We start from the raw sequence: 18,878 nt of genomic DNA, 5'->3' as shown, positions 1-18,878 counted from the left end.
TGCTGACCGACTGCTACAAATACAAAAAAGCCGGGCGATTACCGTCCGGCTTTTTTGTTTGGACCATATTGTATAAGTACAGTACTACCCGGCAGGACGGACCTGCCCGCAGAAATATACTTAGGGCAATCGCTATTGGTTAGGATTGTCTCTTCTCCTCCAGTTCTCTACGCTCGGCTTCCTTCATTCCGTCCTTCAGCTCTGATTCCAGGGTAGAACGGGCTGAGTTGAATTCCTTAATGCCTTTGCCAATGCCACGCATCAGTTCGGGAATTTTCTTTCCGCCGAATAGCAGCAGGATAGCGAAGAAAATGACCAGCATTTCAGGTCCCAAGAAGTTAAATAAAAGGATCGTTTTCATAGACTGAAAATTTTGTAAAGCAAAACTACTGGATTTCTTCCGGTATATCAAACTTGTTTGCTAAACGATTTAAAATTGTAATGCATGTCGGCCGCTCCCGGTCGCAAGCCCAGAGGACTTACGGCTTCAGACGGACAGCCATTCGACTAAAATAGTATAGAAAGTTACGAAAAAAATCAGGATTCACCTGAGCAATCGGTATTATGACGCTCCTGTGACTGAGAACGCTTACTTCTTCAGTCCGATTTCTCGTAACCTTTCGTCCAGATAGTCCCCGGCCGTGATCGGCTCGTAGGCAGCGGGATGTTCTTCGTCCACACACTTATCCAGGATCGTCAGGTCCATTTCACTTTTCGGATGCAGGAAAAACGGAATAGACAGACGCGGCAAGTGCCAATCCTCCCGGGGCGGGTTGACCACGCGATGCGTAGTGGATTTCAGATAGTTATTCGTCAGACGCTGTAGCATATCGCCCACATTGATCACGATCTCGTCGTCTCCGGGAACGATATCCACCCATTCGCCTTCTTTGGTGAAGAGTTGCAGGCCGCCAGCGGAAGCCCCGACCAGCAGGGTGATCAGATTGATATCTTCGTGTTGCTCCGCCCGGATGGCCGAAGCCGGCTCGCGGGTGATCGGCGGATAAAAGATGGAACGCAGGATGCTGTTCCCCTTTTCGATCTTATCGTCAAAATAATCGGCGCCCAGATCCAGATGGATGGCAATGGCCCGCAGCAGTTCGCTGCCTGCGCCTTCGAAAGCACGATACAATTCGATGCCCGTCTGGGTAAAGTCCGGGTTTTCCGCCACGTGGACATTATCCGGATAACGATCCTTAAGGGCGTCATCCACTTTCACTTCCTGACCGATCTGAAAAAACTCCTTCAGGTCCGCCACTTCGGATTGCTTGGCGTGTTCTTTACCGAAACTGGTGAATCCTCTTTGACCGGCCAGCCCTTCGATCTCATATCTGCGCTTCACGTCTTCCGGCAGGGCAAAAAATGCTTTGGATTCGCTGTAAAAGCGATCGATCAGGGATTGGGGTACGCCGTGGTTTTTTACCCCTACAAAACCAATTGTGTGAAAAGCTTCTCCCAAAGCCTCCACAAAAGCGGCTCTTTCTTCCGCATTTCCATGGGTGAACTTGCTGAGGTCCACCAAAGGAATAGCTCGTTTTTGCATAAGTCTTATTTGTTTCCGCAAAAATACACTTTTCTGATAGGTAGTTGCAAGGGGTAAGCTAAGAACAGCTCCGCCCTTACCGCCGGCCGGCGTATCAGTTTCCCTGCAGGTTGGCAATCAGGGTGTGGAATTGTTCCAGAATATCCTGGGTATTGATCTGGATATCCTCCAGTTCGCCTTTCCAGCTTTCCAGTTCGTTCCGGCCCTGTTCGACGGTCTCCTGCAGTTCCTCCAGCGTACTCCGGCTGTCCGAACCGAGATCGCCCGTTTCCAGCCCCACATTCAGATCGGTCAGTTTTTCTGCTTTAGACTGCCACGCTCCGATGAAGCCGCTGATCTCACCGCTCAGATCGGTCAGACTGCTGAGCTCTTCCTGGAAATTATCCCGGAGTTCGGTCACCTGGGTCTGAGACTGCTCGTTCAGGGTGAGTTCTTCCGGTACGGCCATTTCGGCAAACTGATTCTGCATTTCCTGTTGGGCCCGCTGCAACGTATTGATAAATTGCGTGATCACAGCAGTGGTATTGTCCCATTCTGTAGTCAGATCCACGACGGGTTCCCGCAGGTCTTCTCCTTCGGAACAAGAAATCATTAGAAGCGCAAAGGCGCTCATTACAAGCAGTATTCTCATGCTGGTTTATTTTGATGATCTAAACGGATAACTACCCGTCCTTTTTTTTGCAGCATAAACGAAAGCCGGGGTGCCGGAAATTGTTTAAAACCCGGAGGCGGTTGTTATTTTTTTTGGCCGTATGTCTATCCGCTTCATTCTTAGGGCCGACGGACGAACCGGCAGATCGTAGGCTGTAGCCCGCAGGTAATTTCATTGGTTTTTCCCGGGAAGGAAATCCCGATTGGCTCCAATCTCTATCAACAATGCCCGTTTACGCCCTACCGTCCTGCTAACCGACGACCATTTTATTATTTGGTGCCCAATTTTTTCCATCCACTAAAAGGGACCGTTTAACGACCCTTAAGAAGGTTTCGTCGTAAAACCAAAATTTTATTCTGTTCCCGGGCAACATTTTTAGAAAAAAAGGAGTCTAATATAGTGTGATCTTCACATAGAGTTTTTTCATACTAGTTCAATTACGCAGGTCGTGCCACTTGGCACGACTTTTTTATTTCCCACCTCGATTATTCGATTTTTCAACCAGCCGGACCGGTATTTTGCACTACGGGATGTGACATATTAGATGTTTTTTAGTCATAATTGCTGTAATTTGTCGGGAAGGGATGAATTCCCATCCATTCTGCCTGACATAGCCAACTATGTTCTAATAAATCTATTACTCACTAACACTCGCAAGATGCAACGTTTAATTTGGATCGCCTTATTAACTGCCTTTACCCTGCCATCCTTCCTCACCGCTCAGACCAGAGAAGAGATGATGGCCGAAAAAGAAATGAAAAGCGCTACCCTGGATTCGCTGAAAACTGCCCTGGGCACACTGGGTAAGCAGGTTGCTACTCTGGAAGGAGAAGTAGCCAGTCTCACGGATCAACTTACCCCCTACCCCCGCTGGAACAAGGGTATGCTGGGTAACCTTGGTCTCAACTTCGCTACCTTCAGCGACTGGCTGTCAAAAAGCCAATCCAATACCTCTGCGGTTAATATCGGTGTTACTTCTACGGCTTTCGCCAACGGAGACTGGGAAAAATCATTCTGGCGCAACAGTGCCAACCTGACTCTGGGCTGGCTGAAATTTGACGATAAGGACAATCCCGACGATACGGAAGGATTTCAGGTGGCCGCCGATGCTTTTAACCTGTCCTCGCTCTACGGTTTCAAACTGTCCCCGAAGTTTGCGATCTCTACCCTCGGTGAATACCGGACGTCCATTCTCGAAGGGAAATTCAACAACCCGGGCTATCTGGACCTCGGTGCGGGTGGTACCTGGACGCCGGCCAACAACCTGGTAGTGGTTATTCACCCTCTGAACTACAACTTCGTTTTTGCGGATCAGGATTTCTCCTATGAGTCTTCGCTGGGTGCGAAGATCGTAGCGGATTACACCAAAAAGATCGTGCAGGGGCTGAACTGGAAATCTAACCTGTCGGCCTTCATGAGCTATCAGGGGAGTGACCTGTCCAACTGGACCTGGGTAAATACCTTCAGCACCGCATATAAGGGGATCGGTATCGGTCTGGATATCGGACTGCGTAATAACAAACAGGAAGCACTGGCTGCCGAACTGGACAACAACCCGCTGCAGAGCTACTGGATCCTGGGACTTTCCTACGCGATCAGCTCCAATTGATGATGATCTGATGAACTGATGATTCGATGATGTGATCGATTACATCATCGAATCATCAAATGATCAATCATTCACTTCGCAGGCTTTGCACCGGATTGGCCATCGCTACCTTCGCACTTTGGGCGCTCACCGCCACGAAAGCGATAAGAATAGCCCCCAGACCGGCCGCCGCAAACATCCACCACTCTATATCTACCCGGTAGGGAAACTCCATCAGCCACTGGCGCGAAAAGAACCAAGCCAGCGGAATGGCAATAACCAGCGCCAGCAAAACCAGGCGGAGGAAATCCCTGGACAGTAATAACAGCAGGCTGGCCACGGACGCTCCCAGGACTTTCCGCACACCGATCTCTTTCGTGCGCAGGAAGGTCATATAGGTCGCCAGACCGAATAAGCCGAGGCAGGCGATCAGTACCGTCAGGAAGGTGAAAAACACCAGGATCCGACCGAATCGGCGATCCGATTCGTACAGGCGCTGAAAGGACTCATCCACAAAAGCGTACTCAAAAATATTCCCTGGGAAGAAATCCTGGAACGTACTTTGGATGAAGCCGATAGTAGACTCCATATCCTCGCCGTCCAGACGTAGGGACAGGGCATTACCCGTGCCGTAGGCGGGTACGAAGATCAGCGGTTCGATCGGATGGTGTAGCGACCGGGAGTGATAATCGGGTAGTACTCCCACTACCGTCCAGTTCTTATCCCAGAAATTCAATCGCTGCCCCACCGCGTCAGCAACGTTCGGATAGCCGAACATCTTCACCGCCGCTTCCGTCAGTACAATATTTTCCAGTCGTTGAAAATCCGGATGATGGTCAGTCGGTCGGAAGAACCGGCCGGCCAGCAGTTCCATGTCATAGGTATCCGCGTAGCCGTAATCCGTCATGATAAAACTGCTCGTAAACTGTTCGGTGCCGGCATCCTCGCCCAATTTGGCGATCTGGAAAGCCCGGCCCTGCCAGTCGTCACCGAGTGTCCGGTTGGCGGTGGCCGCATTCAGGATATGCGGATTGGTCAGCAGTTTATCCTTAAAAGCGTTCATCTCGTCAATGAAGGTGCTGTCGAAACTTGTCAGGCCCGGCCCCTGTATCGTCATGACCTGATCGATATTGACCCCCAGATCCTGTTTATTCATGAAGTTGATCTGGCGGGCAACCAGCCAGGTACCGGTGATCAGCGCGATGGAAGCCGTAAACTGAAAGACGACCAGCGCCTTCCGCAGGGTGCCGCCTCCCATATTGCGCTGAAAGGCGCCTTTCAGTACATTGGAAACGTGCGGCGAGGATAACAACCAGGCCGGATAGGCCCCGGAGATCAGCAATCCCGCCGCCAGCAGCCCCAGCATCGTCAGCGGCAGAAATAAAGTACCTTCCGTAAAAAAAGACATAGCCGAAGGCTCGAGTCCGAAATTAGCGGCAAAAGCCGGTTTCACCCAGTGTGCCCCCAGCCAGGCCAGCACCAGCGCTAATACATTGACCACCAGGGCCTCGGTAAAAAACTGGGCGATCAGGGCGCTGCGCCGCGCACCGACTACTTTGCGCACACCCACTTCCCGCGCCCGCTCGATGGCCCGCACGGAAGAAAGGTTTACGTAATTGACCCAGGCAATGATCAGGATAAAAAAGGCAATGATCAGCAAAGACCAGACCGCATTGCCGCTGGCGGTTTCGCCGATCTCGTATTCCAGACCGGCGGAGTACAAATGGGCATCAGCGAGCGGCTGCAGACTGAAAACTTCTTCGCTGCCCGAGACTTCCGTACCGCGAAAATAACGGTCACTAAAGGCCGGCAGTTTTGCTTCCAGCGCGGCAACATCCGCCTGGGGTTGCAGTTCGACAAAGTGCCAGAAATCGGACCAGGTCCAGCTATCATCGGAAGCCTGCCCCTGGTAGCGGATATGGGTGGCAAAGGATACCAGCACATCAAACTGGAGGAGGGAATTGGCCGGTACATTTTCCGTGATGCCAACAATGCGGTATGGATCCGGATTTTTGTTAAGTTCCACTTCCTGGCCGAGGATCCGGTCGTACTGCCCTTTAGCGGCGGGAAAATACTGATCCGCCACCTTCCGGGTGAGCACCACCTCGTTGGTCTCGGAGAGCAGGTCTACTTTTTCACCGGCCAGGACCGGGAAGTCAAATATTTCGAAAAAATGTTCATCCACCCAGATCATGGACTCCTGGGGCGCTACCTGATCCTGGTGGCGAACGACAACCGGACCGGCCGATCGGACGCGGGCGTGATTGACCACTTCCGGAAAATCCTTTTGCATGGCCGCGCCGATCGTCGGATAGGTGATGGTGCCTTTCTGCACACTTTCGCCGTTCTGTATACGCTCGTTAACGACGCGATAGATCTGGTCGCGTTTGCTGTGAAAATCATCAAAACTCAGCTCGTAGCTGACGTATTGCAGCAACAGCATACAGGCCATCATGCCCGCCGCCAGACCGCCGACGAGGATAATGGATTGCGTCTTATTTTTTAGTAATTGCCGAAAGGCGATCTTCAGATAGTTCTTTACCATTGTTTACAGCCGTTTGGTACCAATAAGGAAGTGACCGGCGGTGTGGGCCGGGATCGAATACCTCTTTTAAAGGCAAAATCGTGCCAGCCGGCCGAATGGCAACAAGGCATTGTTTTTTAGACACTTATGTCATAGCTGCAAAAATAGGGATGTTCATTATTGAACACTCGCTGTTCAGAATCGCACGTAGACAGAACCGGTGGTTAGTACTATGCTTTTGGCTGCAAACGCTGACCTTGAGCGGGAATTGCCGATACTTATTCGTCCCGCAGGGACAAAGCCGGATTCCGCCGCATCTTCCGGCCGACCAGCCAGCTGACGATCACGGCGGTCAGTCCGACCACCAGCAGGCCGGTACCCGCAAACACCACCATACTGATCTCCACCTGGTAGGCATAATGCGTCAGCCACTGCTGCAACAGCCCCCAGGCTACCGGCCACGCCACCAGATTGGCCACCACGATGATCCAGAAGAACTCCCGGCCGAACAGCCAGATGATCTGAGACCGGGAAGCGCCGAGTACGCTGCGGATACCGATCTCTTTGGTCTTACGGGTGATCGCCAGCAAGATGATGCCGATCACGCCCAACAGAACGATCAACAGCGCAATAATGGTGGCCGCCTGCGAGGCTTTTTTCAGTTGTAGTTCATTTTGGTAACGACCGGCCAGTGTTTCATCCATAAACTGATAATCGAAGGGGGCATCCGGGAAAAGGGCACTCCACTGATCCTGTATCGCCGTCACGGTAGCGGCCAGATTCCCCGGGCGGATCTTGAAGGAGAAATACCGGTACAAAAGGGCACCGCTCACATGCTGAAAAAAGATCGGCCGGATATTTTCGTGCATAGTGTTGAAATGAAAATCCCGCACCACACCCTTCACGGTAAAGGGCGCTTCGTTCTGGTTCAGCATCAGTTGTTCGCCGACCGCTTCCTGCGGATCGTCCCACCCCAGTTCGCGGGCCGCCGTTTCGTTCAGGACCAGGGCCTGCAGATTGGCCGGACTACCGCTGGGATCAAAAAAATCGCCGGTCGCCAATTCCATCGCGTAGGTATCCAGATAATGGGCATCCGTCACCAGTGAAGTGGCCGTGATCGCTTCCCCGGCATCCTGACCGGCGCGATAGAGCTGGTTGGAAATACTCCCGCTCTGTCCGTCGGGGATCTCAAAGGAAAAAGTGGCCCCGGATACCTGCGGCAATCGGGCAAATTCCCGGCGGGCCGTCTGCATTTTTTGCACACCGGCTTCGGACCAGTCCCGCGGTGTCCGCAATACCAGTACCGATTCTTTATCGTAGCCGAGATTGGCGTTAAAAAAATAACTGACCTGCTGGTGCACCACCACCGCACCGACAAAAACGATGATCGCCGTGGTAAACTGTAAAGCCAGCAGAAAATGTCGAAGATGTTTCTTTTCCCGTACGGCTTTCAGTTTGCCCTGCATCGCCGCCACGGAAGGTTGGGCTGCCAGTACCAGCGCCGGGTAAATGCCCGCCAGCAGACCGACCGCAAGAGCAGTCAGCAGCGGGAACAACGCAAAGAGCACCGGCATATCGGACAGGCCGGGCAGACTTTTCCCCAGGATGTGGCTGAAAGCCGGCCGGGCCAGCGTATAGATCAATATGCCCGCTACTGCGGCCAGCGTGCTGAAGACGAGTGCTTCCACGAGAAATTGGGCCGTTACCTGCTGCCGGTTACCTCCCAGTACCTTGCGCAGTCCGGTTTCTTTCAGTCGGGTCAGTGAGTTACCCACCGTGGTATTGATGAAATTCACCACGGCCATGAAGAGAATGAAAAGGGCGATAAAGCCCATGGTGAGCATCATCCGTCGGGCCGATCCGTCGTTCAGCTGGAGGTAATAATCCCGAACCGCTGCGGTGTATATTTCCAGATTCTGATGAACCTCTTCCGGCGTATTGGCGCGCAATAATTCCCGTAAGGGTTCTTCCAGACGATCCGCTGTGACTCCCTCCCGCAATTTTACATAGCTGATCAGGTAGGGATTCTGCCAGGATTCGAAGGATTCCCGGCGACCGAAGAAATCCAGACTGGCCGCCGATAGGAAGATCTCGTTGCTGCCGTTATTGTAGCTGGTAACGGTATTGTAAGGCAGGTCCTGCAAAACGGCCGTGATCTCAAAAGCCTGTTCCGCTCCGGAGAAGGACTGGATCTCCAGCGTCTCTCCGACTACGTCCGCACGGCCGAAATACTTCCGGGCCTTTGATTCGGTGAGCACCAGCGTAAATGGGGCCTCCAACGCCCCCTCGGCCGAGCCGTACAGCAATTCAAAACCAAACATCTCCAGAAAGGTGGGATCGCCCGGCTGCAGGCTTTCCGAGAAAAGCTGATCCCCGTGGGAGACAATGGAGGAGATCCCGTCGTGGTGGTAGTAATTTTCTACCAGATCGGAATAGTTTTCGTAGAGGGACCTGGCGAGGGGGGCAAAGGTGGTAAACTCCAGCCCCATTCCCGCCCGCTTCCAGTTGCTTTTCAGCACCAATACGCGGTCGTTATCAGGGATAACGGTATTCACCTGGTATTCACGCCAGATATAAGCAGCCGTCAGGAAGAGGAAACCCAGGCCTACCGCCAGACCGGTGGCGTTGATGAGGGTTAGCGCAGGGGTCTTCCGGAGATTTCTCCAGGCTACTTTGAAATAATTACGGAGCATAGGATCACATTTTCGGGTGAAAAAGAGCGGAGCAATGCTTTAAGATATCAACTTTTTCTTGCTCTCTAAGCTGATTAACAATTGGGGATCACATTTTCCTTTTTGTTAACTATTGCCTCTTTCCCGGAAACCGTAAGCGCCCGGAAATAGCCCCGTTTATCGAAATTTCGTGGGTAGTTTTGGGTAGGTCGACGGACATCAGCCCGCCAAATTTTAATTTCCCCGCTCGCTTTTATATCTTAAACTCTTAATCAATACACACTTACACGTTTTCCTTTTCTATTTATGAATCACAAATCTAAGCCTATGAAATGGTTAAGTATTGGACTAATCGCTCTCTGTGTTTCGATTCAGCTAAACGCCCAGCGAATCGTTACCGGTGTCATCACCGACACCGACGGAGTAGCGCTCATCGGGGTTAACGTCCTGGAGCAAGGTACCTCTAACGGTACCATAACCGATCTGGACGGTAAATTTTCCCTGCAGGTGGCCGGACCGAATTCCGTGTTGCAGATCACCTACACCGGTCTGCAACCCATCAGTTTACCGGTGGGCAACGACAACAATTTCAATATTGAAATGGAAGAAGACGCCCAACTACTGGGCGAGGTCGTTGTTTCGGCTCTGGGTTACGAAACCCGAAAGGATGAATCCGGATCCACGTCTTCCGTGATCGGTACGGAGCAGATCCAGCGATCCGGCGAAGCCATGGTGCTCAATTCCCTGGCGGCAAAAGCGTCGAATGTGGAGATCCTCAGTACCAACGGAGATCCGGGGGCCGGGGTCAACTTCCGTATTCGCGGTGCCAACACCATTGAGGGTTCCAGTAACCCGCTGATCATTGTTGACGGTATCCCGATCAGCAATTCCACGATCTACACCGGTGGCGCCAGTCTGACCGGGTCCCGCTCGGGCGGGGTATCCCAGCAATCCCGGCTCAATGACCTCAACCCGGCCGATATTGAATCGATCCAGGTACTGAAGGGCGCTTCGGCGGCTTCTCTCTGGGGTTCCCGCGCGGCCAACGGCGTGCTGGTGATCACGACCAAGAACGGAAAATCCGGCCGTCCGAAGATCACCTATTCCGCTTCGCTTTCCCTGGATGAGGTCTCCGAACGGATGCCCATGCAAAACACCTACGGCAAAGGCCGGGACGGCGTCTACGACGAGCGCTCCAGCCGGGCCGAAGCCTGGGGAGACCGGATCGCCGATCGGGCGGGCGGCGCCGATGATGTGGACCAGAGCGGTGAATATTTTGAAGCCGCAGACGGTACCCTCTATTACCCACTGGCCAACCGCAATGTCAAAAATTCGCGGGAAACCTTTGTGGATGAAAACTGGAATTCCGTATTTCAGACCGGGCATTTCCTCCAGCACGACCTGTCGATCAGCGGAGGAACCGAGCGGGCCACTTTTTATTTCAGCCTCGGCCGCATTGATCAGGACGGCATTATTCGCGGCAGCGAGTACAACAAGACCAATATCCGCCTGAACAACAAGATGATCTTTAACGACTGGCTGAGCATGTCTACCAAAGCGGGTTACATCAGCAGCCACGGTAACCGGATCCAGCAAAACTCCAATACCTCCGGACTTCTGCTTGGCCTATTGCGTACCCCGCCCGATTTCGATCAGCGGGATTACATCGGTACTTACTACAACGATGACGGTGTAGCCACACCCCGCGCCCACCGCTCCTACCGGAATTTGCTGGGTTCCAGTATCAATCCGGGTTATACCAACCCTCTTTGGTCACTGTACGAGCAAAAGAACACGACCGATGTTGACCGCTTTATCGTTTCCAGTGAACTGAACGCGACGCCCAACAGTTGGCTGACCTTCACCCTGCGGGGCGGCGTAGATTCCTACTCGGACCGGCGGATCACTTTTTTCCCTATCGGATCGGCGGACAGTGATACCCGGAACGGTGCCTACGGAGAGGATGTCGTTGCGGAAACCGAGATCAACTTCGACGCCATCGCCCGCGGTAATTTCAAACTGGCGGATAAGATCGGACTTACGGCTACCGTTGGCTGGAACATCAACGACCGGTCCCGCGACATCAACGAATCACTCCTCCAGGGTTTTCTGGTGAATTCAACCAAGATCACCACCGACCTCAATACCGCTTCGGAGGCATCCTCCATCAGTAAAACCCGGCGGCTGATCCGTTCCAACCGCGGTTACGGCGTGCTTGCTTTTGACCTCTTTGACCGCCTGTTCATCAATGTTTCCGGCGCTACGGAGGCAGTATCCAGTGTAGACGGTAATTTCTTCTATCCGTCCATAGACGGTGCCTGGCAATTTGTCAAGAGTAGCAATAAGGACCTGCTTTCTTTCGGTAAACTGCGCGCCTCCTGGGGCCAGGTGGGTATCCAGCCTTTCGCCCACCGCGGCCAGACCCTGCCGGAAGGCGGCTTTGCTTACTCCACTTATTCCGACGGGGTTTCCATCAATCAGTTCGGTGGTGGCTTCCGGATCGACAATACCGGGAATGACCCCAACCTGAGGCCGGAGTTAAAGACCGAATGGGAGATCGGTACGGACCTGCGTTTCTTCAGCGACAAGCTGTCCCTGAATATGACCTACTACCAAAACGAGATCAAGGATATGTTACTGTTTGTAGAAACCAGTCCGTCCTCCGGTTTTGAGCAGATCTATACGAATGCGGGTAGCATGGAAAACAAGGGTTTTGAAACGGAGATCGACTATCTGGCCGTACAGAACAACGATTGGAATATCAATGTATTTGGCAATTTCGCTACCAATGAGAATCTGGTAACGGACCTGAAAGGCGTTACTTCCGTTGATATCGGAGCCGGTCAGTCCGTCAGTAGCCGGGCCGTGGTCGGCGAGCCGCTGGGCGTGCTCTGGAGTACCAGTGCTCAACGCAACCCGGACGGTTCGTACGTATTGAATGATAATGGTTTTCCCATCATTACCTCATCGGAAGGCATTGTAGGGGATCCCAATCCCGACTGGCGGGCCGGACTGGGCTTTGCCGTGAGCTGGAAAAAGCTTACCCTCAGTGCCCTTTTCGATCACCAGCAGGGCGGCGACTTTTCTTTCCGGACACTTTTTGTACTCGGACGCTTCGGTACTACGGCGGAAACGGCAGTGGAAACCATGCTGGAGCAGGATATCGTCAACTACGACGGGGATATCTTCCCGGCGGGTACGCTCGTAAGGGGTAATATCTACGATTTTGGTGGCGGCCCGGTATTGCGCGACGAAGCCTGGTACCGTACCGGCCCGGGTGGTGGTTTCGGCGACGGTAAGATCTACGAGTTCGGGATCTACGACGCAACCAATACCCGTCTGCGGGAACTGTCGCTGAGCTATACCCTGGATTCTCCCTGGTTCCGCAACAAGACCAAAATCAGCGGGATCACCTTTACGGCAACCGGCCGGAACCTTTTCCTTTGGGATAATCTGGAGGGAATTGATCCTCAGGTCAACCAGTTTGGGGTAGGCAACTCCCGCGGCCTGGATTATTTCACCAACCCGAGTACCAAGTCCGTACTGTTCAGTCTGCGGATCACTTACTAATCCCTAAATCGAAACATTATGAAAAAGCTTTTATATACCAGCTTACTTGCGCTGAGCTTACTGATGATCTCCTGCCAGAGTCTGGTAGACGAAATCAACGACAATCCAAACGCCGTGACGGCGGATGAGATCGAAGCAAAATTATTTCTGACGGGCGTAGAACTCGCCAATGTCAGCTTTCAACTGGGGCACCTTAGCCGGATATCGGCGCTCTATTCCGGCCAGTTATTCGGATTTGCCTCCGTTTACGGCGACGTTTACCGCTACAACATTTCGACGGCTGAAGCCAATTCTTCCTGGAATAAGATCTACGTCGGTGTGGTCACCAATGTACGGCATATTCTGGATCAGGCCCCAAATGATGCGTTACTCACCGGCATCGCCAAAGTACTCGAAGCGCACGCGGTAGGTACCGCAGCCGCTATTTTTGGGGATGTCCCTTACACGGAGATCAACGATCCGGAAGTAGAAGATCCGGTATTCGACAGCCAGGTGGCCGTACTGGGCAGTATGCAGGCGCTGTTGGATGATGCCATCAACGATCTGAGTGCCGCCGCCTCCCGCCCCCTGCCGGAAGACATTCACTTTGAGGGCGATGCGGATAAATGGCTGGCAACAGCGTGGACGCTGAAAAGCCGCTACTACTTACTCACCGGAGATTACGGCATGGCCTTTGCGGCCGCTCAGAACGGGATCAGCTCACCCGGTGGCAGTATGGAATTTGTGCCGAGAGGTACCGAAACCACCACGGATGATAAGAACCAGTTCTGGACCACCCTCTCCGGTTCCCGCGGTGGAGACATCGGCTCCGGTGACAGCTATATGGTACAGTTACTCGATCCGGATAGTGAAGTCTACCGGGGCAATGCCAAAACCAACGAGAGGGCCCGTTCCGGCTACAGTTACGTGGTGGAAACCAATGGGCTTTCCAACCTGGGGATCATCGAGCAATTCGAGCCGCAAAACCTGATCAGCTACGAAGAGAACCTGCTGACCCTGGCCGAGGCCGGCGCCCGCACCCAGGGCTTCGATACGGGACTGGAAAATCTGAATGAATTGCGGATGTACCTGAATACCGGCGATTTTTTCAACGAAAGTTTCGATACGATCCCCTATCTGTACGAAGCTTATACCGCCGAAGATTTCCAGGCCGGAGGGATAGAGAACATGGACGGGATCGACCCCTTGCGCGCCCTGTTGCGGGAGATCATCGAAGAGCGCTACATTACCGGTTTCCTGACCTGGATGCCGTTCAACGATCACCGCCGCCTGCGGGGTGCCAACGAACTGGATCTGGTGGTGCCGTTCCCGCTCAACGACGGCAGTGCTTCCCTGCATGTCGGTCGGTTACCCTATGCATCGGATGAACTCAATGCCAATGCCAACGCTCCGGATCAGGATCCGGGGATCTTTACGAGTACGGAGGTCAACTCCCGTTGACCGATCGGTAACTTTCGGGTTGCGGGGCCTAATCGGGCTCCGCAACCCGATCTTTGATGTTGATTTTAACTCAGTGCCCAGATTAAAAGTAGTTTCAGTATCCATCTCCGTCGCAAATATCCATTCTCCCGAAACTATTCTACTTCCCGTGCAGTTTCCAAAAGGTAATCACTACTCGGATACCAAAAGCTCGCACTTTGACCACCACCAAGTCTAAAACTTTTACTGCTTACGAGGCCTTTATTATCGCCGTACTGACGATCCTGCAGTTCACCATTATCCTGGATTTCATGGTGCTGTCGCCCCTGAGCGCCATCCTGCTCGAAGAAATGGACATTACTACGGCGCAGTTTGGGCTGGTGGTTTCGGCCTACGCTTTCAGTGCCGGGGCTGCGGGCCTTTTAGCTGCGGGTTTCGCCGATCGGTTCGACCGGAAAAAACTGCTGTTGTTTTTTTACGGTGGTTTCATCATCGGTACTTTCCTCTGCGGTATCGCGCCCACCTACCATCTGCTTCTGGGCGCTCGTATTGTCACCGGTCTGTTCGGTGGAGTGATCGGTTCGGTGAGCTACGCGATCATTACGGATATTTTCGCCCTAAAGGTACGGGGGCGGGTGATGGGATTCATCCAAATGGCTTTTGCCACCAGTCAGGTGCTCGGTATTCCCATCGGTCTGTATCTCGCCAACTGGATGGACTGGCACGCTCCTTTCCTACTCATTGTGGCGGTCAGTATTATTGTCTTTATCGGTATCGTTTTTAAAATGCGGGCGGTAGACGCGCATTTGTCGCTGCAAACCAAACAGTCTCCGTTTCGGCACCTGACCAAAACGGTCTCGCAGCTCCGTTACCTGAAAGGGTTTGGTGCCACTACCCTGCTGTCTACCGGTGGTTTCATGCTGATGCCATTCGGTGCGGCCTTTTCCGTCAATAATCTGGGCATTACGCTGGAAGAACTGCCGCTGGTATATATGGTCACGGGTATCGTTTCCATGATCGGCGGCCCCATCATCGGCCGACTGAGCGATAAGATCGGTAAAATGCGCATGTTTGTGATCGGCTCCCTACTTTCGTTGGTGCTGGTGGTTTACTATACCAACCTGGGGCCGACCCCGCTTTGGTTCCTGATCCTACTCAGTTCGGTACTCTTTCTCGGGATCACTTCCCGCATGATCGCTTCTTCCGCACTGATCACCGCTGTGCCCGACCCATCGGATCGCGGCGCGTTCATGGGGGTAAACTCCTCGGTGGCCCAGGTCTCGGGCGGTATCGCCTCGGCCATTGCCGGCATGATCGTTTATCAGACGGAGACGGGATACATTGAGCGCTACCCCGTCTTGGGAATTATCGTGGCCATCAGCATGATCATCACCATCGGCATGATGCAAATGATCAACCGGGATATCAAGCGACGGCAGGAGGAGGAAAGGGCTCTGGAAGCAGCGGCAGAGATCGCTCCGCAATAATTGGTGAAATTACCCGGCCAGTGATGACGCTAATCTAAAGCCCGTAGCCCGGTTAGGAGTGCGAAGGTGTTAATGTGGAAAGGTGGCTGTTCGGAAAGGATAGCGTTCGGACTCCTGTGGATCGATGTGCTTGCGAGGAAGCGATGAATTAACCCTGCAGTTTATAGCACCCTTATGCCATACATTAACACATTTCCACGTTCAAACATTTCCACGTTCAAACATTTCCACATCCCAACGTCAACACATTCAAACACCCACCGTTCACCCCATCCTGGCGGCCTTTCAACCCATTTAATTGCCGCCGGAGCTAACCGCCATTACTTTCGATAAAAAAAGTAATGCGACGATTCATTTTCCTATTGTTTTATTTTCCCTTACTACTTTCCGCAAACGCGACGATCACCGTCAGCGGGAAATTACCGATCGAACAGATAAAGGAGATAGGCGTCCACCTGCCTTTTCACTTTTTCCGCCTGGATAAAAATACCCACTGGACACAACTGGAAGCGGACGGTAGTTTTTCGGTCACGCTGGACCTCCCGGAAACCCAGTTCGCTTTCCTTCGGATTGATCAGCAGTGGATAAAAGTTCTGCTGGAACCGGGTAGTGACCTGTTTATCACAGATCCGGGGCCGGACAAGCAACTCCGCTTCGCCGGATCACTGGCCGCCGTCAACGAACTCTTTGCTTCCCTACACGCCGGAGAGAGAGTGAAAGATCCACTGGCCGCCTTTGAATCCGTGGAAGACCCGCAATTGCTTTGGCGTACTATCGAAGCAAAGCAGATGGCCGATCAGGAACAGTTGGAGGATTTTCTCCGAGAACATCCAGAAAAAGAACGCTTTCGCGATGTCCTCCGGCAGGAAGTACGATACTATCACCTGGAGCTTTTTTACCGGGTTGGCAAGCAACGCAGTTATGTCTTCCCGATAGATAGTACGTTCGACCAGACCGGCTGGCGGACGATACTGGCAACCCAGTTTATTCCGGAAAACCTGCAAAATGAAACCGCGCTCCCTAGCCTGAGCTATTTCTGGTGGCTATCCGATTATTTCGACTGGGAGCAACGGCTACTCTTCGACCGGTTTCAGGCTCTTGGGAAAGATGCGGGAATGGCAATGATCGAAGAGGTTCTCGGGGAACGCCCCAGCACGCTATTTCCCCGCCTTGAGAATGACAAATTTTTTCTTCTGTTCAAGCACCTGCTCCTTCCACAAAAGCTGAAAGGCCGCGTACTGGAAAAAGCGCTGGTGGGTGATCTCTACGTAGCCGCTTCCCAGGAATATTTCGAGAACCTGGAAGAGGCCTACCAACTGTACCGTGGTCTGTTTCCGGAGGGTCGCTACCTGAGCAGACTGGACCGTAAACTGGAACCGGTCATTAATAAGTTTCGGGACACCCAGGCGGATAACAGTCAAAATACCTACACCTTTCTGGATGCCGAAAGGGAAGGATGGGACAGCCTGGCCCAGGTACTGCGCCCCTACCGCGGGCAGGTGGTACTGGTAGATCTCTGGTTTTCCACCTGTGGCCCCTGCCGCGAAGAATTCCGACATTTACCGGCCCTTAAAGAACGATTCCAAGACCAGGACTTAGCTTATCTTTATATTTCGACGGACAGCCCCTCCCGCCGGGACCACTGGCAGACCACCGCCCGCTATTACGGGCTCACAGGAAAACATATATTGGGAAGTCGTACCCTTTTGGACGAGATCTGGCAGGACCTGCCGCAGCCCCAATATGCCTATCCGCGCTATCTTTTGGTAGACCGAAGCGGACGGATCAGCACGAAGCAGGCCCCGCTACCCAGTGAAAAAGAAAAGCTCTACCGGGCGATTGATCAATTACTACTGGAGAAATAATGAACAGGCATATCCGAAATTTGGAAAGCGCTTACCGGGAGTTGCCGCACCATCTGCGACTGGCCAGCGGCATGCTCCTGCAGCTGGGTGTCTGGCTGTGGCTGGTGGTGGCGGTCGCTTTACCGAACAGCAGCTGGGCGGAATGGGGCGGCATACAGCGGGTGGAGTTCGGACTGGATCTGCTCCTGCTCATGGCTGTTTTTTACTACCACGGGTACGATCTGCTGCCCCGGCAAATGAATGCCGGCAAGCCGATCAACTATCTGCTAATGACCATCTTTCTGGTCGTTTTCTTTGAAGTAATCCACCGCTCACTCGTCAATGACCTGCTGATGATGATCGTCTGGTCGGAAGATCACCAGGCTTATCTGCTGCAGCTGGATCAGTATCAATACTGGCTGCCCGGTATGCGGGGTGAGGTCGGGCAACGCTTCCCTTTTTGGCTGATCACCTTCGGCTGGGGATGGGGCCGCTATGGCTTATGGTATATTTCGGTGCCGGCGGAGAAAAAGCAGCAGTTACCCGTCCTGCGGCTCCAGTGGACACTGCACGTGCTGTTCTGGGCCTTCCTGGTCGCCACTAACTGGGAACTGATCGGGATCCTCGATTACAACCTGATAGAAAGCGCGGCCGTTATTCTGATGGCTGTCGTATTTTACGGTAATTACTTTTTGCTGCGTCGCTGGCAATGGAATAAAAACTGGCCTTACTATCTATTACAGTTCGTGTTGCTGTTAGCGCTGGCCTGGCCGCTGGATGCCTGGTTGAACTTTCTGAATGCCAACCGGGGCTGGGACGGGGCCGTTTCCGAAAATTACCGCACCTATTGGGACATCTTCTTTAATCTACGGAAACTCACCTTCTGGATCGCTGTTGTTCTTTCCTGGATCTATTATTTTTTCGAACGGAATGTAGCGGAAAAAACCATTGCGCTCCGTACCGAATCCGAGAGCCGCCGGGCCGAGCTGAGTCATTTGAAAACCCAGATCCAGCCCCATTTCCTACTCAATGTCATCAATGGACTCTACGCCGAAGCTCTGGAAGAGGACAGCCCCAAAACGGCAGCCGGTATCGTCCAGCTTTCCCAACTGCTGCAGTATACCGTCTACGAAACGGATCAGCCCCGGGTAGCCCTGGATCAGGAGTTGAATTTTTTGTACCAGTATATTCAGTTGCAAAAAAGACGGCTGCCCGAGCAGATTAAGGTGCAGGTAAAATGGCCGACAGCTCCGTTCCCGGAAGAACAGATAGCGCCTCTACTCCTTCTGGCGCCAGTGGAAAATGCGTTCAAACACGGTGTCAGCCTACAACATCCTTCTTTTATTGAAATTGCACTGAGGGTAGAAGATAAAGCCGTCCATTTATTGGTCGTTAACCCTCTACATCCGCAGCGGGAGCAGCAAGCGGAAGTGCAGCCGGGGATCGGGCTCGATAATATGAAAAAACGACTGGAAATACTTTATCCCCGGAAGCATCACCTGGAGATCAGCCGGAAAAATGGTGAATTTAGAGTAGATTTGAAGATCATGCTTTAGTGGAATAGCCGACCGGCAGCACT

11 protein-coding genes are annotated in these 18,878 nt (G+C 52.9%); 6 read left to right on the top strand and 5 right to left on the bottom strand.

Translation table 11 applies throughout. The features are described 5' to 3' along the window. Positions 1-139 precede the first annotated feature (139 nt). The 3 genes from CRP01_RS23295 to CRP01_RS23285 all read right to left on the bottom strand — a co-directional run bounded on the left by CRP01_RS23295 (position 140) and on the right by CRP01_RS23285 (position 2,174). Positions 140-361 (bottom strand): Sec-independent protein translocase subunit TatA/TatB, encoded by a 222-nt coding sequence (locus tag CRP01_RS23295; protein WP_099152516.1) that lies wholly within the window; start codon positions 359-361, stop codon positions 140-142. Positions 362-589: 228 nt separating this feature from the next. Further along, a complete protein-coding gene (locus CRP01_RS23290; RefSeq protein ID WP_099152515.1) occupies positions 590-1,543 on the bottom strand; it encodes an isopenicillin N synthase family dioxygenase in 954 nt (317 codons plus the stop codon). 94 nt (positions 1,544-1,637) lie between these two features. Further along, positions 1,638-2,174 (bottom strand): hypothetical protein, encoded by a 537-nt coding sequence (locus CRP01_RS23285; protein WP_143473506.1) that lies wholly within the window; start codon positions 2,172-2,174, stop codon positions 1,638-1,640. A 679-nt stretch (positions 2,175-2,853) separates the two neighbouring features. Between CRP01_RS23285 and CRP01_RS23280 the strand changes: the two genes are divergently transcribed. Next, positions 2,854-3,804, top strand: a complete 951-nt coding sequence (locus CRP01_RS23280; RefSeq protein WP_099152513.1) for a DUF3078 domain-containing protein — start codon at positions 2,854-2,856, stop codon at positions 3,802-3,804. Between the two features lie 67 nt (positions 3,805-3,871). Here the strand turns inward: CRP01_RS23280 and CRP01_RS23275 are convergent, their stop codons facing one another. Both CRP01_RS23275 and CRP01_RS23270 read right to left on the bottom strand, forming a co-directional pair. Then, positions 3,872-6,328: an ABC transporter permease gene (locus CRP01_RS23275; RefSeq protein WP_099152512.1), complete on the bottom strand. Its 2,457-nt coding sequence runs from the start codon at positions 6,326-6,328 to the stop codon at positions 3,872-3,874. A 257-nt stretch (positions 6,329-6,585) separates the two neighbouring features. Beyond that, positions 6,586-9,000 carry an ABC transporter permease gene (locus CRP01_RS23270; RefSeq protein ID WP_099152511.1) on the bottom strand — a complete coding sequence of 805 codons (2,415 nt, stop codon included), beginning with the start codon at positions 8,998-9,000 and terminating at the stop codon, positions 6,586-6,588. A 306-nt stretch (positions 9,001-9,306) separates the two neighbouring features. On the opposite strand from CRP01_RS23270, the gene CRP01_RS23265 reads away from it, so the two are divergent. The 5 genes from CRP01_RS23265 (at position 9,307) to CRP01_RS23245 (ending at position 18,855) form a co-directional block, all read left to right on the top strand. Beyond that, the gene (locus CRP01_RS23265) at positions 9,307-12,549 is read left to right on the top strand and encodes a SusC/RagA family TonB-linked outer membrane protein (protein WP_170110503.1); all 3,243 of its coding nucleotides are present in this window, start codon (positions 9,307-9,309) and stop codon (positions 12,547-12,549) included. Between the two features lie 18 nt (positions 12,550-12,567). After that, complete coding sequence (locus tag CRP01_RS23260) at positions 12,568-13,989, top strand: SusD/RagB family nutrient-binding outer membrane lipoprotein (RefSeq protein WP_099152509.1); 1,422 nt, start codon at positions 12,568-12,570, stop codon at positions 13,987-13,989. A 197-nt stretch (positions 13,990-14,186) separates the two neighbouring features. Beyond that, entirely contained in the window at positions 14,187-15,455 is a 1,269-nt protein-coding gene (locus tag CRP01_RS23255) for an MFS transporter (RefSeq protein WP_099152508.1), read from the top strand. A 341-nt stretch (positions 15,456-15,796) separates the two neighbouring features. Further along, positions 15,797-17,320: a TlpA family protein disulfide reductase gene (locus CRP01_RS23250; RefSeq protein WP_099152507.1), complete on the top strand. Its 1,524-nt coding sequence runs from the start codon at positions 15,797-15,799 to the stop codon at positions 17,318-17,320. Next, positions 17,320-18,855: a sensor histidine kinase gene (locus CRP01_RS23245; RefSeq protein ID WP_099152506.1), complete on the top strand. Its 1,536-nt coding sequence runs from the start codon at positions 17,320-17,322 to the stop codon at positions 18,853-18,855. The genes CRP01_RS23250 and CRP01_RS23245 overlap by 1 nt, the downstream gene beginning before the upstream one ends. The last annotated feature ends 23 nt before the right edge of the window (positions 18,856-18,878 follow it).

The sequence above is a fragment of the Flavilitoribacter nigricans DSM 23189 = NBRC 102662 genome (assembly GCF_002646595.1).
Lineage (GTDB): Bacteria > Bacteroidota > Bacteroidia > Chitinophagales > Saprospiraceae > Flavilitoribacter > Flavilitoribacter nigricans.
Note: the sequence above shows the minus strand (reverse complement) of the source record. Positions and strands in the feature narration are given on the sequence as shown.

Bases quoted from the DNA above. Each gene is read 5' to 3' on its own strand.
- CRP01_RS23270 (WP_099152511.1), bottom strand. From the start codon at position 9,000: ATGCTCCGTAATTATTTCAAAGTAGCCTGGAGAAATCTCCGGAAGACC.
- CRP01_RS23260 (WP_099152509.1), top strand. From the start codon at position 12,568: ATGAAAAAGCTTTTATATACCAGCTTACTTGCGCTGAGCTTACTGATG.
- CRP01_RS23250 (WP_099152507.1), top strand. From the start codon at position 15,797: ATGCGACGATTCATTTTCCTATTGTTTTATTTTCCCTTACTACTTTCC.
- CRP01_RS23245 (WP_099152506.1), top strand. From the start codon at position 17,320: ATGAACAGGCATATCCGAAATTTGGAAAGCGCTTACCGGGAGTTGCCG.
- CRP01_RS23280 (WP_099152513.1), top strand. From the start codon at position 2,854: ATGCAACGTTTAATTTGGATCGCCTTATTAACTGCCTTTACCCTGCCA.
- CRP01_RS23275 (WP_099152512.1), bottom strand. From the start codon at position 6,328: ATGGTAAAGAACTATCTGAAGATCGCCTTTCGGCAATTACTAAAAAAT.
- CRP01_RS23290 (WP_099152515.1), bottom strand. From the start codon at position 1,543: ATGCAAAAACGAGCTATTCCTTTGGTGGACCTCAGCAAGTTCACCCAT.
- CRP01_RS23265 (WP_170110503.1), top strand. From the start codon at position 9,307: ATGAAATGGTTAAGTATTGGACTAATCGCTCTCTGTGTTTCGATTCAG.
- CRP01_RS23285 (WP_143473506.1), bottom strand. From the start codon at position 2,174: ATGAGAATACTGCTTGTAATGAGCGCCTTTGCGCTTCTAATGATTTCT.
- CRP01_RS23295 (WP_099152516.1), bottom strand. From the start codon at position 361: ATGAAAACGATCCTTTTATTTAACTTCTTGGGACCTGAAATGCTGGTC.